The organism is Streptomyces sp. A0642 (assembly GCF_004795105.1).
GTDB lineage: Bacteria > Actinomycetota > Actinomycetes > Streptomycetales > Streptomycetaceae > Streptomyces.
The window spans coordinates 203,649-217,996 of the sequence record NZ_SSBL01000009.1 but is presented as its reverse complement, the minus strand read 5'-3'; the positions used below and the strand labels follow the sequence as shown (position 1 = coordinate 217,996).

Annotated in this window: 15 protein-coding genes; 6 read left to right on the top strand and 9 right to left on the bottom strand. The window is 72.1% G+C overall.

Going from position 1 to position 14,348, the window contains the following annotated elements:
• The first annotated feature begins 31 nt into the window (after positions 1-31).
• The 4 genes from E6R60_RS18750 to E6R60_RS18740 all read left to right on the top strand — a co-directional run bounded on the left by E6R60_RS18750 (position 32) and on the right by E6R60_RS18740 (position 2,528).
• Positions 32-1,135, top strand: a complete 1,104-nt coding sequence (locus tag E6R60_RS18750; RefSeq protein WP_136327726.1) for a hypothetical protein — start codon at positions 32-34, stop codon at positions 1,133-1,135.
• An 81-nt stretch (positions 1,136-1,216) separates the two neighbouring features.
• A complete protein-coding gene (locus E6R60_RS37820; protein WP_276613976.1) occupies positions 1,217-1,339 on the top strand; it encodes a hypothetical protein in 123 nt (40 codons plus the stop codon).
• Between the two features lie 73 nt (positions 1,340-1,412).
• On the top strand, positions 1,413-2,078 hold the full coding sequence (gene msrA / locus E6R60_RS18745) for a peptide-methionine (S)-S-oxide reductase MsrA (RefSeq protein WP_136327725.1): 666 nt from the start codon (positions 1,413-1,415) through the stop codon (positions 2,076-2,078).
• Between the two features lie 48 nt (positions 2,079-2,126).
• Positions 2,127-2,528 carry a YrdB family protein gene (locus tag E6R60_RS18740; RefSeq protein WP_136327765.1) on the top strand — a complete coding sequence of 134 codons (402 nt, stop codon included), beginning with the start codon at positions 2,127-2,129 and terminating at the stop codon, positions 2,526-2,528.
• 162 nt (positions 2,529-2,690) lie between these two features.
• Here the strand turns inward: E6R60_RS18740 and gdhA are convergent, their stop codons facing one another.
• Positions 2,691-4,064, bottom strand: coding sequence for an NADP-specific glutamate dehydrogenase (gene gdhA / locus E6R60_RS18735; protein WP_136327724.1), 1,374 nt, complete (start codon positions 4,062-4,064; stop codon positions 2,691-2,693).
• Between the two features lie 236 nt (positions 4,065-4,300).
• Positions 4,301-4,684: a DUF1330 domain-containing protein gene (locus E6R60_RS18730; protein ID WP_136327723.1), complete on the bottom strand. Its 384-nt coding sequence runs from the start codon at positions 4,682-4,684 to the stop codon at positions 4,301-4,303.
• A gap of 252 nt (positions 4,685-4,936) precedes the next feature.
• On the opposite strand from E6R60_RS18730, the gene E6R60_RS18725 reads away from it, so the two are divergent.
• Entirely contained in the window at positions 4,937-5,446 is a 510-nt protein-coding gene (locus tag E6R60_RS18725) for an RDD family protein (protein WP_240802618.1), read from the top strand.
• Positions 5,447-5,591: 145 nt separating this feature from the next.
• Here E6R60_RS18725 and E6R60_RS18720 read toward each other — a convergent pair whose 3' ends face one another.
• The 4 genes from E6R60_RS18720 to E6R60_RS18705 form a co-directional block, all read right to left on the bottom strand.
• Positions 5,592-6,275 (bottom strand): ABC transporter ATP-binding protein, encoded by a 684-nt coding sequence (locus E6R60_RS18720; RefSeq protein ID WP_136327721.1) that lies wholly within the window; start codon positions 6,273-6,275, stop codon positions 5,592-5,594.
• A 123-nt stretch (positions 6,276-6,398) separates the two neighbouring features.
• Entirely contained in the window at positions 6,399-7,856 is a 1,458-nt protein-coding gene (locus E6R60_RS18715) for an ABC transporter permease (protein WP_136327720.1), read from the bottom strand.
• Positions 7,857-8,009: 153 nt separating this feature from the next.
• Entirely contained in the window at positions 8,010-9,275 is a 1,266-nt protein-coding gene (locus tag E6R60_RS18710; protein WP_136327719.1) for an Ig-like domain-containing protein, read from the bottom strand.
• Positions 9,276-9,563: 288 nt separating this feature from the next.
• A complete protein-coding gene (locus E6R60_RS18705) occupies positions 9,564-10,013 on the bottom strand; it encodes a hypothetical protein (RefSeq protein WP_240802613.1) in 450 nt (149 codons plus the stop codon).
• Positions 10,014-10,152: 139 nt separating this feature from the next.
• Here E6R60_RS18705 and E6R60_RS18700 point away from each other — a divergent pair, with 139 nt between their 5' ends.
• Entirely contained in the window at positions 10,153-10,440 is a 288-nt protein-coding gene (locus tag E6R60_RS18700) for a hypothetical protein (RefSeq protein WP_136327718.1), read from the top strand.
• A gap of 80 nt (positions 10,441-10,520) precedes the next feature.
• Here E6R60_RS18700 and hutH read toward each other — a convergent pair whose 3' ends face one another.
• The 3 genes from hutH to E6R60_RS18685 all read right to left on the bottom strand — a co-directional run bounded on the left by hutH (position 10,521) and on the right by E6R60_RS18685 (position 14,247).
• Entirely contained in the window at positions 10,521-12,071 is a 1,551-nt protein-coding gene (gene hutH / locus E6R60_RS18695) for a histidine ammonia-lyase (protein WP_136327717.1), read from the bottom strand.
• A gap of 35 nt (positions 12,072-12,106) precedes the next feature.
• Positions 12,107-13,336, bottom strand: coding sequence for a GGDEF domain-containing protein (locus E6R60_RS18690; protein ID WP_136327716.1), 1,230 nt, complete (start codon positions 13,334-13,336; stop codon positions 12,107-12,109).
• 98 nt (positions 13,337-13,434) lie between these two features.
• The gene (locus E6R60_RS18685) at positions 13,435-14,247 is read right to left on the bottom strand and encodes an enoyl-CoA hydratase-related protein (RefSeq protein ID WP_136327715.1); all 813 of its coding nucleotides are present in this window, start codon (positions 14,245-14,247) and stop codon (positions 13,435-13,437) included.
• Between the last annotated feature and the right edge of the window lie 101 nt (positions 14,248-14,348).

The following is a 14,348-nucleotide window of genomic DNA, read 5'->3' as shown; positions in this document are numbered from 1 at the left end:
GAGCACCGTGCCGTCCGGTGACAATGGGGGCATGGAGATTCTGTGGTTCCTGCTCGCCCTGTGCATGCTCGCCGCGGTCGCCGGCCCGTTCGTGCTGCGCCGCCGCGGTGGTATCCGTCAGGTGGCGCCCGGCTCCCCGGACGCCGCCGACCCGGACACCTACGGCTTCGCGCGCCAGGAGGAGCTGGACATCCGGATGCCGGGCCCCGACCAGGACCTCCTCGACGTGCTCGACGTCGTCCAGCACACCCAGGAGTGGCGGGCCGCGTCCCAGCTGCTGTCGGGGACGCCGAAGGACGGCGAGGTGCGGTGGCAGCGGGTGCAGGCGTTCGCCGGGGCCGCGTCGCTGGAGCTGATGCAGCGGCCGGGCGCCGGCGGTGCGTGGCTGCGCAAGTGGCGGGCCGAGGCGCCGAAGGACGCGGGCGGCGCGGCCGTGCACGCGGAGTTCCTGGTCCAGCAGGCCTGGCGTTCCTCGACCGCCGGCACGGACGACTTCCGGATCATCCTGGAGGAGGCCCGTACCGTGGTCGGCGAGGCGGCCCTGCTGGCCCCGGGCGACCCGGTCCCGTATCTGGTGGAGCTGGCCGTCGCGCGCGGACTGGGCTACTCCCACGAGGAGTTCGACCAGCTCTGGGCGAAGATCATCGACCGTGCCCCGGCCCACATGGGCGCGCACCTGGCGGCCCTGCACTTCTGGTGCGAGAAGTGGCACGGCTCGCGCGAGGAGGCCGACCGCTTCGCGACGGCGGCCGCCGCCCGCGCCCCCCAGGGCTCGCTGCTGGCCGCGCTGCCGCTCTTCGCGGTGTACGAGCATCTGCCCGAGGTCAATCTGGTGCAGGGGTTCTACCGGAGCCACGTGGTGACGAAGGCGGTCGAGGGCGCGCTGTTCGCCGTTCACGCGGCCCGCGCCGACGACCCGATGCTCGCCCACGTCCGTCATCTGCTGGTGCTGTTCCTGGTCCGGATGGAACGCTGGTCCGAGGCGATGAACCAGCTGGTCCACATCGACGGTCACGTGGGCGCGCTGCCGTGGACGGAGAACTCCGACCCGGCCGCCGAGTACACGGTCTACCGCGCCCTGGCGGTGGCGGGCTACGAGGCGAACGGCGGGAGCCCGGCGACGCTCCCGCGGTAGCGGGGGCCGCCCGCGGCCCGCGATGTGCGACCGTTGCGGCGAGAAACGCCCCACGTACCTCCGACAAGGACCGGTGTTCCCGTGCCCCGACTGATACCCCTGATCCTCATCGGCCTCGGCCTGTACTTCTGGTTCAAGGCCCGCAAGCGGGCCGCCGCCTACGTGGAGTCCGTCGAGTCCGACGACGGCACGCCCCGGCGCTGACCGCCCGGGGCAGGAATCCGGGGCGTTCCCGGGATGTTGTACGAGCAGTACACCGACCCAGAGGAGCCCCCGCATGTTCCTGCACCGCCGCACCCCGCAGCTCCCCACCCCGGAGGAGGCTCTGCGAGGCCGCGCCGTCCCGGAATTCACCGTTCCGTCCCGCCACACGGTCCTGGGCAACGCCCTGCTGGGCCCCTACCCGGAGGGTCTGGAGGTCGCCGACTTCGCGATGGGCTGTTTCTGGGGCGCCGAGCGAAAGTTCTGGGAGACGGACGGCGTCTGGACGACGCTCGTCGGCTACCAGGGCGGCTATACGGAGAACCCGGCGTACGAGGAGGTCTGCTCGGGCCTGACGGGGCACACGGAGGCGGTCCGCGTGGTCTACGACCCGAAGGTGGTCACGTACGCCCAGCTCCTGAAGGTCTTCTGGGAGTCCCACGACCCCACCCAGGGCTTCCGCCAGGGCAACGACGTGGGCACGCAGTACCGCTCCGCGGTCTACACCCACTCCCCCGAGCAGGCGGCGGCCGTGGCGGCCTCCCGCGAGGCGTACCAGAAGGTCCTCACGGGTTCCGGCTACGGCGAGATCAGCACGGAGATCCTCCCGGCGGAGGGCCGCACCTTCTGGCCCGCGGAGCCGGCGCACCAGCAGTACCTGGACAAGAACCCGGCGGGCTACTGCGGCATCGGCGGGACGGGCGTCTCGTGCCCGATCGGAGTGGCCCCCGCCGAGGGCTGATCCGGTTATCCTCGCTCGCACGTGAACGTCGAGGGCGGGGGGCTCATCATGCGCGACGGCCGCACGGACAGACCGGCGATCCCTTCGTGGAGCGGCCGGCCCTGGTGGGCCGCCAACGAACTTCTGGCGTTCGTGGTGGAAGTGGCGGCGCTGGCCTGCCTGTTCCGGTGGGGGTACGGCCTCGGGGACGGCGTGCTCGTCCAGCTGCTCCTGGGCACCGCGGCGGCGGCGATCGCCGCCACCCTGTGGGGACTGTTCGCCGCACCCCGCGCCCGCTTCCGGCTGCCGCTGGCCGGGGTGCTCGCGGTGAAGGCCGTGGTGCTGGGCGGCGGCGCCTTCGGCCTGTACGCGGTGGGGCACCCGGCGGCGGCACTGGCCATGGCCGTCGTGGTGGTCGCGAACACGGCCCTGGCCGAGACGTTCCGGCGCCGGCCGGCTGCCACGGGGTAGCACCCTGTCGTCCGGGGCGAGGAACGAGGATGGCCCGTAGGTCGCCCGGACGTCGTGGACCACCCCGGATCCGCCCGCACGCACACGGCGGAGACCGTCACGGCCCGCCCGGGGCCGGGACGCGTCAGCGCCCCGGCCCCGTACGCGTGTGCGGGCGTCCGGTCAGATCAGCCCCTGCGCCAGCATGGCGTCCGCGACCAGTTCGAAGCCGGCGATGTTCGCGCCGGCCACGTAGTTCCCGGGGCTGCCGTACCGCTCCGCCGTGACGTAGCAGGAGTCGTGGATGTGGCGCATGATCTCCGCGAGGCGCGCCTCGGTGTGGGCGAACGTCCAGGAGTCGCGGGAGGCGTTCTGCTGCATCTCCAGGGCGCTGGTGGCCACGCCGCCCGCGTTGGCCGCCTTGCCGGGCGCGAAGGCCACGCCGGCGTCCTGGAACACACGGACGGCCTCGGGGGTGGTGGGCATGTTGGCGCCCTCCGCGACCGCCTTCACGCCGTTGCGGACGAGGGTCAGCGCGTCGGCCTCGTGGAGTTCGTTCTGCGTGGCGCAGGGCAGCGCCACGTCACAGGGCACGTTCCAGACGCCGGCGCCCGGCACGAAGACGGCCTCGGGGCGGCGCGCGGCGTACTCGGAGACGCGGCCGCGGCCGGCCTCCTTGATCTCCTTGAGCAGGGCGAGGTCGATGCCCTTCTCGTCCACGATGTAGCCGTCGGAGTCGGAGCAGGTCACCACCGTGGCGCCGAGCTGCTGCGCCTTCTCGATCGCGTAGATCGCGACGTTGCCCGAGCCGGAGACGGCGATGCGCCGGCCGTCGAGGCTGTCGCCCTGGCTGCGGAGCATCTCGGCGGTGAACAGGACGCAGCCGTACCCGGTGGCCTCCGTGCGCACCAGGGCGCCGCCCCAGCCGAGCCCCTTTCCGGTGAGGACTCCGGACTCGTAGCGGTTGGTGATGCGCTTGTACTGGCCGAACAGGTAGCCGATCTCGCGGCCGCCCACGCCGATGTCACCGGCGGGGACGTCGGTGTACTCGCCGAGGTGGCGGTGGAGTTCCGTCATGAACGACTGGCAGAACCGCATGATCTCGGCGTCCGAGCGGCCCTTCGGGTCGAAGTCGGAACCGCCCTTGCCGCCGCCGATGGGCATGCCGGTGAGGGCGTTCTTGAAGATCTGCTCGAAGCCGAGGAACTTCACGATGCCGAGGTTGACCGAGGGGTGGAAGCGCAGGCCGCCCTTGTACGGGCCCAGCGAACTGGAGAACTCCACCCGGAAGCCGCGATTGACGTGGATGTCACCGGAGTCGTCCGACCACGGCACGCGGAAGATGAGCTGCCGCTCCGGCTCGCATATGCGCTCGATGATCCGGGCGTCCACGAACTCCGGCCGCTGGGCCAGCACCGGGCCGAGGGTTTCCAGGACTTCCCGTACGGCCTGGTGGAACTCCTTCTCGCCCTGGTTGCGGCGGAGGATCTCCGCGTACAGCGGCTCGATGACGCGGGCGGCCGCGTGCACGGGTGCGGAGTCGGGAGGGGTCGGCATCTGATCAAGACCTTCCGTGGTCGGGGCGTCCCGAGTCTCCCAGTGGGGCGACCGGATGCTCCATGGGCATCCGCATGGTGATCCCCTGCCGCCTGGCACAGGAAGCCCGCAACAGCCGGGCCGCAGGCCGGTTCCGGGCGGAATCGGACGGGTTGCGGCGAGCGCGCACATCATCCGAAGTGGTGAACCTCACAGGCCCGCGCCAGGGGTTGTGAGGTCGGTGGGCGGCCCGGCCCTCAGTCCTCGCGCGGGCTCCGCGTGACGTGCCCCGCCTCCGGGAGCACCGCCGCCCGCATCCCGGCCGCCGTCGCCGAGGCGTCGTAGTCCGGCCCGACACCCTCCACGAACACCACGTCGGCCGCCATGTGGCGCGTACGCAGCGGCAGCAGTTCCTGGTAGGCGGGCGAGGCGTACCAGGCGCGGGTCGCCTCCATCGTGGGGAAGGCGATGACGACGAGGGCGCCGGGCCAGTCGCCCTCGACGACCTCGACCGGTGTGTTGTGGACCAGGAAGCGGCCTTCATAGGGGTCCATCGTCGACTGGATGCGCGCGATGTAGTCGAGGACCTCCTCGCCGGGCAGGCCCTCGGGGTACAGGTGCGCGAGTGCGTAGGCGGTCATGGTCTCGTCCTCCGGCTGTCGTGTCGGCTGGTGGACACCATGCTGCCCAGGGCGGCGGAAGGCGTCGATTACCCCGCAGGTAAGGGGTACGCAGTCGGCGGTCCGGGCCCGCGGTGACGGGCTATCAGACATGATTCCGTCATGACGACATCACGGGGGAACCGCCAAGGCCGGGACCCTCACACTCCTTACAGGACACCGCCGTTGGCCGCCGCGCCGCTGATCGGCTACGGGCAGCCGGGGCCCGTGCACGTGCCCGGCCGGGCGGAGCGGCCGGCGCCGGGCACACCGCCCCGGGCCGGCGAGACGCGCCGCTACCTCGCCGTGGGACTCGACTGCTACCTCTGCCTGGTCACCGCCGGGTTACTCGTCCGGCCCTACGCGGAGTCGGCGGCCGTTCCCGAGGTCGCCGGGCTCCTGATCGGGCCGGTACTCGTCCTCTCGTTCCTCAATCACGTGGTGCTCACCGCGGTCGTGGGCGCGGGCGCGGGGAAACTGATCATGGGGATACGGGTGGTGAGCCTGCCGGACGTGGGACGTCCGGGCCCCTGGCAGCTGGTGCGGCGCTGGCTGTACGGGCTGTGCTGGCTGCCGCTGCAGCCCTGGTACGGGCTGCGGGCCCGGCTGCCCGCGTCGGGGGGCGCGGACGGACCCGGCCGGCGGGCGGAAGGTGCCGCGTACGGCGACCCGGTGGGCCTGCGCCAGGTCCTCCGCACCGACCTGGCGGCGCACCGCCGGGCCGCCGCGGGCCGGGCGGGCTGAGCCGACCGCAACCCCCGGGACGCCCGCGCCGCCCCGAGCCCGGACCGCCGAGCCGACGGACCGGCAGGCCGCCGCGCGCCGGACCGGCGGGGCCGGCGGACCGTCGTACGAGTCCGCCGGCCCCAGGGCACGACCGGCTGCCGGGTCAGGCGGCGGCGTTCTCCGTGAGGGTGACCCTGCCCTTGCGGATGGTGGCCAGGCGCGGGGCCCTGCGGGCGATCGCGCTGTCGTGGGTGACCATGACGAAGGTGAGCCCGTGCTCCTTCCACATGGTCTCCAGCACCTCCATGACCTCGTCGCGCATGGACTCGTCGAGGTTGCCCGTGGGTTCGTCCGCGAGCAGCACCTTGGGCCGCTTCACCAGGGCCCTGGCAATCGCGACGCGCTGCTGCTGGCCGCCGGACATCTCGCCGGGCAGATGGCCGAGGCGTTCGCCCAGCCCGACCGAGTCGAGCGCCTCGGCGGCTCTTCTGCGCCGCTCGGACGCCTTTCCGCCGAGGGGGACGAGGGCCGTCTCGACGTTCTCCTGGGCGGTGAGCGTCGGGATGAGGTTGAAGCTCTGGAAGACGAAGCCGATGTTCTCGGCGCGCACCTTGGTGAGTCTGGCCTCGCTGAGCTTCGCGAGGTCCACCCCGTCGAGTTCGACGCTGCCGGACGTGGGGCGGTCCAGGCCGCCGAGCATCTGCAGCAGGGTGGACTTGCCGCCGCCGGTGGGACCCTGGATGACCAGCCGGCCGCCGTCCTCGATGGTCAGGTCGACACCGTCGAGGGCGTGGACGGTGGACTTGCCGCGCGTGTAGCGCTTGGTGACGCCTTGAAGGGTGTACATGGGCCAACTCCTGCTGGGCGGTGGTCGCGGATCTCCTGCGACCGCTGCACCGATCGCCTCGGATCGCGGTTCGCTGGGGGACGGGGGTGGGGGATGCCCGGCGCCGGGCCTCCCCCGCGCGGGCTACTCGACGCGGCGCAACGCGTCCGCGGGGCGCAGCCGGGAGGCGCGCCAGCCGCCGAAGGCGCCCGCGGTCAGCCCGCCCGCCACGGCCAGGCCGACGGCGATCAGGATGACCGAGAGGGAGACGGGCGCGGTCAGCGCGATGTCGAGGGTTTTGGACGCGGTCTGGCGGCCGGGGCCGCCCATCATGCCGCCGCGCATCGCACCGCCGCCCCCGGAGGAGCCGAGCTGGGCGGTGAGGGTGGGGCTGACAGCGGTGACGGCGTACGCGCCGGCGAGGCCGATGGCGATGCCGAGGACGCCGCCCATCAGTCCGTTGACGAGGGCTTCGCCGATGACCTGGCGGGTGACCCGGCCGCTCTTCCAGCCGAGCGCCTTCAGAGTGCCGAACTCGCGTACGCGGCGGCTGACCGCGGAGGAGGTGAGGAGCCCGGCCACCAGGAAGGCGGCGATGAGGACGGCTATGGAGAGCCACTTGCCGACGCTGGAGGCGAGGTCGGAGGCGGTGGACAGGGACCCGGACACGGTGTCCGCGAGGTCGGCGGACGTGGTGACCGTGGTGCCGGTGATGTTCTTCTGGATCGCGGCCTTGACGCTGTCGATCTGCTGCGAGTCCGCGGCCTTGACGTAGACGGTGGTGATCTTGTTCTTCGCGTCGGCGAGGGTCTGCGCCTGCTGGAGCGGGATGTAGAGGTTGGCGGCCGCGTCACCGCTGTCGGCCGTCGAGACGCCGATGATCGTGAACGTGGTGCCGTGGATCGTGACCGTCTTGCCGGTGGAGAGCTTCTTCTCCTTGGCGTACGCGGCGTCGACGACGGCCACCTTGGCGTTGGTCTCCGTGGTCTTGAAGGTGCGTCCCGCGGTGATCTTCGACGAGGTGAGCGGTCCGAGGTCCTGCTGGGCGACGTCGGTGCCGTACACGGTGTAGGAGTTGACGTCGAAGGAGGCGCCGCCGCCCTGGACCTCTCCCTGCGGCTGGGCGCTGCCGCCGCCGGGACCGCCGCGGCCGCCGCCCTCGGTGGTGGTGTCGTCCTGCTTGAACTCGCCGCGCTTGAACTGGCCGTCCACCTTCATGACGGTCAGGCTCAGCCCGCCGACGGCCTCGGCGACGCCACTCTGCCCGTTCACCTTGCCGACCGTGGTGGCGGCGAGCGTCTGGAAGCCCTGGACCATGACGCGGTCCGTGCTCTGCGTCGCCTCGTCGTCGCTGTCCTTGGCGTCGAACTGGAACCTGGGGCGCTCCGCGCCGGAGCCCGGAGCCGCGGCGGCCTTGGTGACGGTCATGTCCGTACCGAGGCCGTACAGCGATTGGAGGACCTTGTCCTGGGCCTTGCTCATGCCCGAGGAGACCGAGCTGACGATGATGACCAGCGCAATGCCGAGGGCGAGCCCCGAGGCGACGACGAGCGCCGCCTTTCTGCGGCGGCGCAGTTCGCGCCGGAGGTAGGTGAGGAACATGGCGCGAGGCTAGGGACCGCTGGTGATGGTGGGTTAAGGCCCCGATGAGAGCGGGATGAGAACCGTCCGGAACGCCAAAGGCGGCGGCTCCGGGATCCGTGGGGATCCGGTGCCGCCGCCTGGCGTACGGGGTGGTGCGGGGGTGCGGTCCGCTCAGGCCGCGGAGCCCGCCGTCCACTGGGCCCAGCTGAGGTTCCAGCCGTTGAGGCCGTTGTCGGGCTGGATGGTCCTGTCCGGGGAGTTCTTGACGATGACCACGTCACCGATCATGGAGTTGTTGTAGAACCAGGCGGCGGGGGCGTTGGGGTCGCCGGCGCCCTTGGTGTCGGCGAGACCGACGCAGCCGTGGCTGGTGTTGGCGCTGCCGAAGATCGACTTGGCGCCCCAGTAGTTGCCGTGGATGAAGGTGCCCGACGTGGACAGCCGCATGGCGTGCGGCACGTCCTTGATGTCGTACTCGCCCTTGCCGTCGTCGTCGGTGAAGCCGACCGTCGAGCCGTCCATCCGGGTCTCCTTGAACTTCTCGGAGATCACCATCTGGCCGTTGTACGTCGGGTTGTCCGAGGAACCGGCCGAGATCGGGATGGTCTTGATCGTCTTGCCGTTCTGGGTGACGGTCATCATGTGGGTCTTGGCGTCCACGGTCGACACCTGGTTGCGGCCGATCTTGAACGTGACCGTCTTCTGCTGCACCCCGTAGACGCCGTCCGCACCCTCGACACCGTCGAGCGCCAGCTTCAGCGTGACGGTGGAGCCGCCCGTCCAGTAGTCCTGGGGGCGCAGGTCCAGGCGCTGGGAGTTGAACCAGTGGCCGACGACCTGCTGGCCGCTGCTGGACGTCACGGTGATGCCGGCCTGGACGGCCTTCTTGTCCGTGATCGCCTTGTTGAAGGTGATCGAGACGGGCATGCCGACGCCGACGGTGGAGCCGTCCTCGGGGGTGAAGTTCCCGATGAAGCTGTTGGCGGGAGACACGGTGGTGAAGGAGGAGTTCTCGTGCGCCTCGCGGCCCTTCGAGTCCTGCGCCGTCGCGTTGATCTTGTACGTGGTGGACCGCTCCAGCTGGGCGTCCGGCTTCCAGCTCGTACCGTCGGCGGAGAGGGTGCCCTTGACGGTCTCGCCGGCCGCCGTGGTCATCGTGACGACGGTCAGCTTGCCCTTGGTGACGGTGACCTTGGCGGCGTTGTTGATGCTCGCGTTGGTCGCGCCGTTCTTCGGCGAGATCGCTATCTGCGCCTCGGACGCCTCCTGGGCCGCCGCCTTGTCGACCTCGGCCGCCTGTGACTTCGAGCTCTCGGGGCTGGGGCCGCCCTTGTCGCCGTCGCTGCAGGCCGTAAGCACCAGCACGCCGCCGAGCAGTGCCGACGCGGCCATGAGGCCCTTGCGCCGTTTGCTGTCCGTCATCACACGCTTCTCCATCGTTGCCGAAAAACCCCGAAAAACCCCGTGCCGACCCGTCGGTCGGCGATGCCCCGTCACTACTCCCAGAACACCCTGTGCGGGTGCCCCGTTCCACATCTGCCTGAGATGTGGGGAACACCACTCATCGACGCCGTGGTGACGGCCGTGGTTCCCACCACCTGCCACCTGCGTACGAGCCGGTGCACGACCCGGTTGTACCGCACGGCCGCCGTCCGGTTCCACCGGCCGCGTCACGCGCGCCGGCCCCGGTCCGCCGGAGCGGGCCGGGGCCGGTGTTCCCACTGGCTAGGCCCGCCGCTGCGTGCTGCCGTTCCTGTCGTTCTCCTCCCCATTGTGCGGGACGCCGGAAGCGGCGCCGTCGCCGTCGTCCTCCTGGACGTCGTCGAAGTCGTCCACGTCGCCGCCCTCGTCCTGGCCGTCATCGAGATCCCATCCGTCCGGGTGGTCCGGGTCGTAGTCGATGGTCTCGCTGCTCCAGGAAGCCTGGGTCAGCTCGACCCCCGGCACCTCGCTGACCAGGTCGAACGGGTCGATCAGGGAGGCGAGGGCCTCCGCACCGTCTTCCCGTACCGCGGTCTCGGCATGCGTGCGTTCCACGGCGGACTCCCCACCGGGCTCGCCGTACTCCGCGGCGATGCTTTCCAGCGCCGTCCCGCTCAGGGCGTCGGCGTCCGTGATCTCCACCACCATTTCCACGCGAAGGCGAACGAATCGGGATGTCTCAGAAATGCTCATGAGGCGGAGCGTAAGCCGCCGGCCGCCATGGCTTTCGCCCGACCCGCTGCGTTCATTAGCATCGGCGCAACAGGCCTGAGGGGGCCCGGTATTCGCCGGGGCCCTCTCCCTTACGTCTGCCTCGAGGGGGACCGATTCCGTGGCCATCGCCCGCCGCCCGCTTCTGACCGCCACCGCCGCGGGAACGCTGCTGTGCGCCCTGTGGTTCGTCCCGTCGGCCAACGCCGGCGATGCGGGGGCCGCGCAGGGCGCGGCCGGCCACGGCGCCGCACGGCACGGCTCCGACCTGGACTCCAGCACGTTCGCCGACGACGGGACCGGCATCGACGCGACGCCGTACGTCATCGGCGGCATGGCGTTCCTGGGCATGGGGGCCGGCGTCGTCACCTATGCCGGCCGTCGCGGAGGTCCGCAGCCGGCCCTGTGACCGTACGCGGGAGCGGCCACCGGGTCCGCCCGGTGGCCGCTCCCGCGCGGTACGTCCGAGGCCCCGCTCCGGGGCCCGGGTCAGGCCAGCGGTCCCGTGACCGGCTCGACGGCCGAGACGAGCCCGCCCGCCCGGACGAAGGCGTCCGCCGCGGCCAGGTCCGGCGACAGGAAGCGGTCCGGACCGGGACCCTCGACGCCCGCGGCCCGCAGCGCCTTGATGGCGGCGAGCGAGGCGGGGCCCGGGGTCAGGCCCTGCGCGGCGCGCAGTTCGACGGCGCGGGTCGCCGCGTACAGCTCGACGGCGACGATGCGGGCGAGGTTGTCGACGGCGGTACGGAGCTTGCGCGCGGCCGACCAGCCCATCGAGACGTGGTCCTCCTGCATCGCGGAGGACGGGATCGAGTCGGCGGAGGCGGGGACGGCGAGCCGCTTCATCTCGCTGACCAGCGCGGCCTGGGTGTACTGGGCGATCATCAGGCCCGAGTCCACGCCGGCGTCGTCGGCGAGGAACGGCGGCAGTCCGTGCGAGCGGTTCTTGTCCAGCAGCCGGTCGGTGCGGCGCTCGGTGATCGAGCCGAGGTCCGCCGCCACGATCGCCAGGAAGTCCAGGACGTACGCGACCGGCGCCCCGTGGAAGTTGCCGTTGGACTCGACCCGGCCTCCGGGCAGGACCACCGGGTTGTCGATCGACGACGCCAGCTCGCGCTCCGCGACGGTCGCGGCGTACGCGAGGGTGTCGCGGCCGGCCCCGTTGACCTGGGGTGCGCAGCGCACGGAGTACGCGTCCTGGACACGCGGCGCGTCGTCCTGGTGGTGGCCGGTGAGACCCGAACCGGCGAGCACCCGCAGCATGTTGTCGGCGCTGGCGCCCTGGCCGGGGTGCGGGCGGATGGCGTGCAGCTCGGGGGCGAGGACCTTGTCCGTGCCGAGCAGGGCCTCCAGGGAGAGCGCCGCGGTGATGTCGGCCGAGGTGTAGAGGGTGCGCAGGTCGGCGAGGGCCATCACGAGCATGCCGAGCATGCCGTCGGTGCCGTTGAGGAGGGCGAGGCCCTCCTTCTCGCGCAGCTCGACCGGGGTGATGCCGTGGGTGGCGAGGAGTTCGCCGGCGGGGCGCACGATCCCGTCGGGGCCCTCGGCGTCGCCTTCGCCCATCAGGGTCAGGGCGCAGTGCGAGAGCGGCGCCAGGTCGCCGGAGCAGCCGAGCGATCCGTACTCGTGGACGACGGGTGTGATCCCGGCGTTGAGCACGTCCGCCATGGTCTGCGCGACCTCGGGCCGCACGCCCGTGTGACCGGAGGCGACCGTCTTCAGCCGCAGGAACATCAGCGCCCTGACGACCTCGCGCTCGACGCGCGGGCCCATGCCGGCGGCGTGCGAGCGGACGATGTTGCGCTGGAGCTGGGCGCGGAGCTCCGGGCTGATGTGGCGGCTGGCCAGGGCGCCGAATCCGGTGGAGACGCCGTAGACCGGCTCGGGCTTGGCGGCGAGCGCCTCCACGGTCTCGCGGGCGGCGGCCAGGGCGCGCACCGCGGCCTCGGAGAGCTCGACACGGGCGTTGCCGCGGGCCACGGCGATGACGTCCTGAGCGGTGGTGCCGGACGTCCCCACCACGACTGTATGCATATCCATATTCAGAAGCGTACGGATTGAAACCCCGCATGTCACTAGTGGTCCTCGGGATGACCCCTTACTTCGTCCGTCGCCTCGGGCACCGCTCCCCGCAGCCGGCGGCGATCGTGGGCGGATCCGGGCGGGGAGTCCGCCAGCCGGATGACCTCGCCGTCACGCCCCGCCACCACGGGCGTCGTGGACCGGGCCGCCTTCGCCCGGTACTGGGCCGCGTCCGCGAGCCGGAAGAGCCGCCGCGCGGTGACCACCGGGCCGATCGGATCGCCCGTGGACGCGATCCCGCAGGCGACCCCGTTGCCGAACTCCAGCTCGGCCGCCCGCTCGCACAGCTCCGTGGCCACCGCGACCACCTCGTCCGCCCCGGGCCCCAGCGCCAGCAGGCAGAACTCGTCCCCGCCGAGCCGGGCCGCCAGCGCCCCGGGCAGCATGGCCCCGCACCGGGACAGGACGGAGCCGAAACGTTCCAGCAAACGGTCACCGACGGCATGCCCGTGTGTGTCGTTCACCCACTTGAGGCCGTTGAGATCGCAGACGGCCAGGCTCACCACCGCACCGTCCGCCCGGTGCCGCTCCACCGCCTCGTCCAGCCGCATGTCCACGGCCCGCCGGTTGGCCAGGCCGGTCAGCGGATCGGTGAACGCGAGCTTGCGCACCTCCTCCAGGCGCTCGGTCTGCGAGATCCCGGCGGCCACGACGGCGGCCAGCACCGTGGCGAAGTCCGCGTCCCGGCGGCCGAACACCGGCTCCCCCACCGGCCGCGCCACATAGAGCTCGCCCCAGGCACGCCCGTGCAGCACGATCGGCGCGACCACACAGCACCCGCGCCCGCGCCGGCGCAGCGCCGCCACCCGCTGATGGCAGTAGCCGTGTCCGTACCCGTGCGCACCCGCCCCGTCCGCGCCTCCCGCGTCCGCGTCCCCGGGCTCCGGCTCCACCGGCCCCTCGGCGGTCTCCACCCAGGCGTCCGGCTCACCGCCCCCGGCCCACCGCTCGTGGAGGAACTCGGTGATCTCCGGGAACTGGTGCACCGGGTACGTCTCGTCGTCGGGGAACTCCTCCTCCCCCTCGGCCCGCTCACCCGCGTTGACCAGCACCCGCAGCCGGCCGGGGCCGCGCTCCCAGACCGAGAGCGCGGCGAAGCTGCCGCCCAGCGCCTGGCAGGCCCCCAGCGCGGCCGCCCGCCAGCACCCCCGCGGGGTGTGCGCCGCCGCCATCGCCTGTGCAAGCGAGACCACGGCCCGCAGTCGCGCATCGTCACCACCCATCGCCCCAGCTTATGTAGGTTTGCGAGGGATTGATCAGTTCACGGCCCGACGTACGCGATGCGTTGCCGCGCAACGCTCACAGCGAGTCACATCCGGCGTCACTCCCCCGGCCAGTTCGCCTTCCGCTTCTCGTTGAACGCGGCCACGCCTTCCGCACGGTCACCCGAGAAGGCCACGGAGCGCCACGCCGCGTCCTCCACCTCCAGCCCCGCCCGTAGATCGAGCCCGTGGCCGAGCCGCAGCGCCCGCTTGGCCGCCCGCAGCCCCACCGGGGAGTTCACCGCGATCCGGCCGGCGAGCGCGAGCGCCTCGGCCCGGTCCCGGCCCTCCGCCACCAGCTCGTCGACCAGCCCCAGCTCGCGCGCCTCCGCCGCCTCCACCCGGCGGGCGGTGAAGATCAGCTCGGCGGCGCGCGCCGCTCCGACCCGGCGCGGCAGCAGCTGGGTACCGCCACCGCCCGGGATGACCCCGACCGACACCTCGGGCAGCCCCACCAGTGCGGTCGCGTCGGCGACGATCAGATCGCAGGACAGGGCCAGCTCGAACCCGCCGCCGAGCGCGAAGCCGTGCACCGCGGCGATCGTCGGCATCGGCAATTCGAGCACTCCGGTGTAGGCGGCGCGCGCGGTGGGCCGCTGGCGCACCAGGTCGAGGTCGGAGAAGGAGTTGCGCTCCTTGAGGTCCGCGCCCACGCAGAAGGCCCGCTCGTGGCTGGAGGTGAGCACGGTGACCCGGACGTCCGGGCCGGCGGCGAGCGCGGCACAGGCGGCGCCGATCGACCGGGCCATGTCCGTGGACACCGCGTTCATGGCCTTCGGCCGGTCGAGGACCAGCTCGGCCACGTGTTCCAGACCTTCATGGCGCCGTACGACGACGAAATCCCCGAACCGCTGCTCGGACGTGACGGTCATGAGTGTGCACCCCTGTCGGTTAACGAGCGTTACCGGAGGGATCCTAGAGCTCTCCCGGGGCGGGAGGTCAGGGTCGGGTCAAGACGTGACCCGAGGGATCC

What these genes read in the sequence shown, in the direction of transcription:
- E6R60_RS18750 (WP_136327726.1), top strand. Translation starts at nt 32, where the DNA reads ATGGAGATTCTGTGGTTCCTGCTCGCCCTGTGCATGCTCGCCGCGGTC.
- msrA (WP_136327725.1), top strand. Translation starts at nt 1,413, where the DNA reads ATGTTCCTGCACCGCCGCACCCCGCAGCTCCCCACCCCGGAGGAGGCT.
- E6R60_RS18740 (WP_136327765.1), top strand. Translation starts at nt 2,127, where the DNA reads ATGCGCGACGGCCGCACGGACAGACCGGCGATCCCTTCGTGGAGCGGC.
- gdhA (WP_136327724.1), bottom strand. Translation starts at nt 4,064, where the DNA reads ATGCCGACCCCTCCCGACTCCGCACCCGTGCACGCGGCCGCCCGCGTC.
- E6R60_RS18730 (WP_136327723.1), bottom strand. Translation starts at nt 4,684, where the DNA reads ATGACCGCCTACGCACTCGCGCACCTGTACCCCGAGGGCCTGCCCGGC.
- E6R60_RS18720 (WP_136327721.1), bottom strand. Translation starts at nt 6,275, where the DNA reads ATGTACACCCTTCAAGGCGTCACCAAGCGCTACACGCGCGGCAAGTCC.
- E6R60_RS18715 (WP_136327720.1), bottom strand. Translation starts at nt 7,856, where the DNA reads ATGTTCCTCACCTACCTCCGGCGCGAACTGCGCCGCCGCAGAAAGGCG.
- E6R60_RS18710 (WP_136327719.1), bottom strand. Translation starts at nt 9,275, where the DNA reads ATGGAGAAGCGTGTGATGACGGACAGCAAACGGCGCAAGGGCCTCATG.
- E6R60_RS18705 (WP_240802613.1), bottom strand. Translation starts at nt 10,013, where the DNA reads ATGAGCATTTCTGAGACATCCCGATTCGTTCGCCTTCGCGTGGAAATG.
- hutH (WP_136327717.1), bottom strand. Translation starts at nt 12,071, where the DNA reads ATGGATATGCATACAGTCGTGGTGGGGACGTCCGGCACCACCGCTCAG.
- E6R60_RS18690 (WP_136327716.1), bottom strand. Translation starts at nt 13,336, where the DNA reads ATGGGTGGTGACGATGCGCGACTGCGGGCCGTGGTCTCGCTTGCACAG.
- E6R60_RS18685 (WP_136327715.1), bottom strand. Translation starts at nt 14,247, where the DNA reads ATGACCGTCACGTCCGAGCAGCGGTTCGGGGATTTCGTCGTCGTACGG.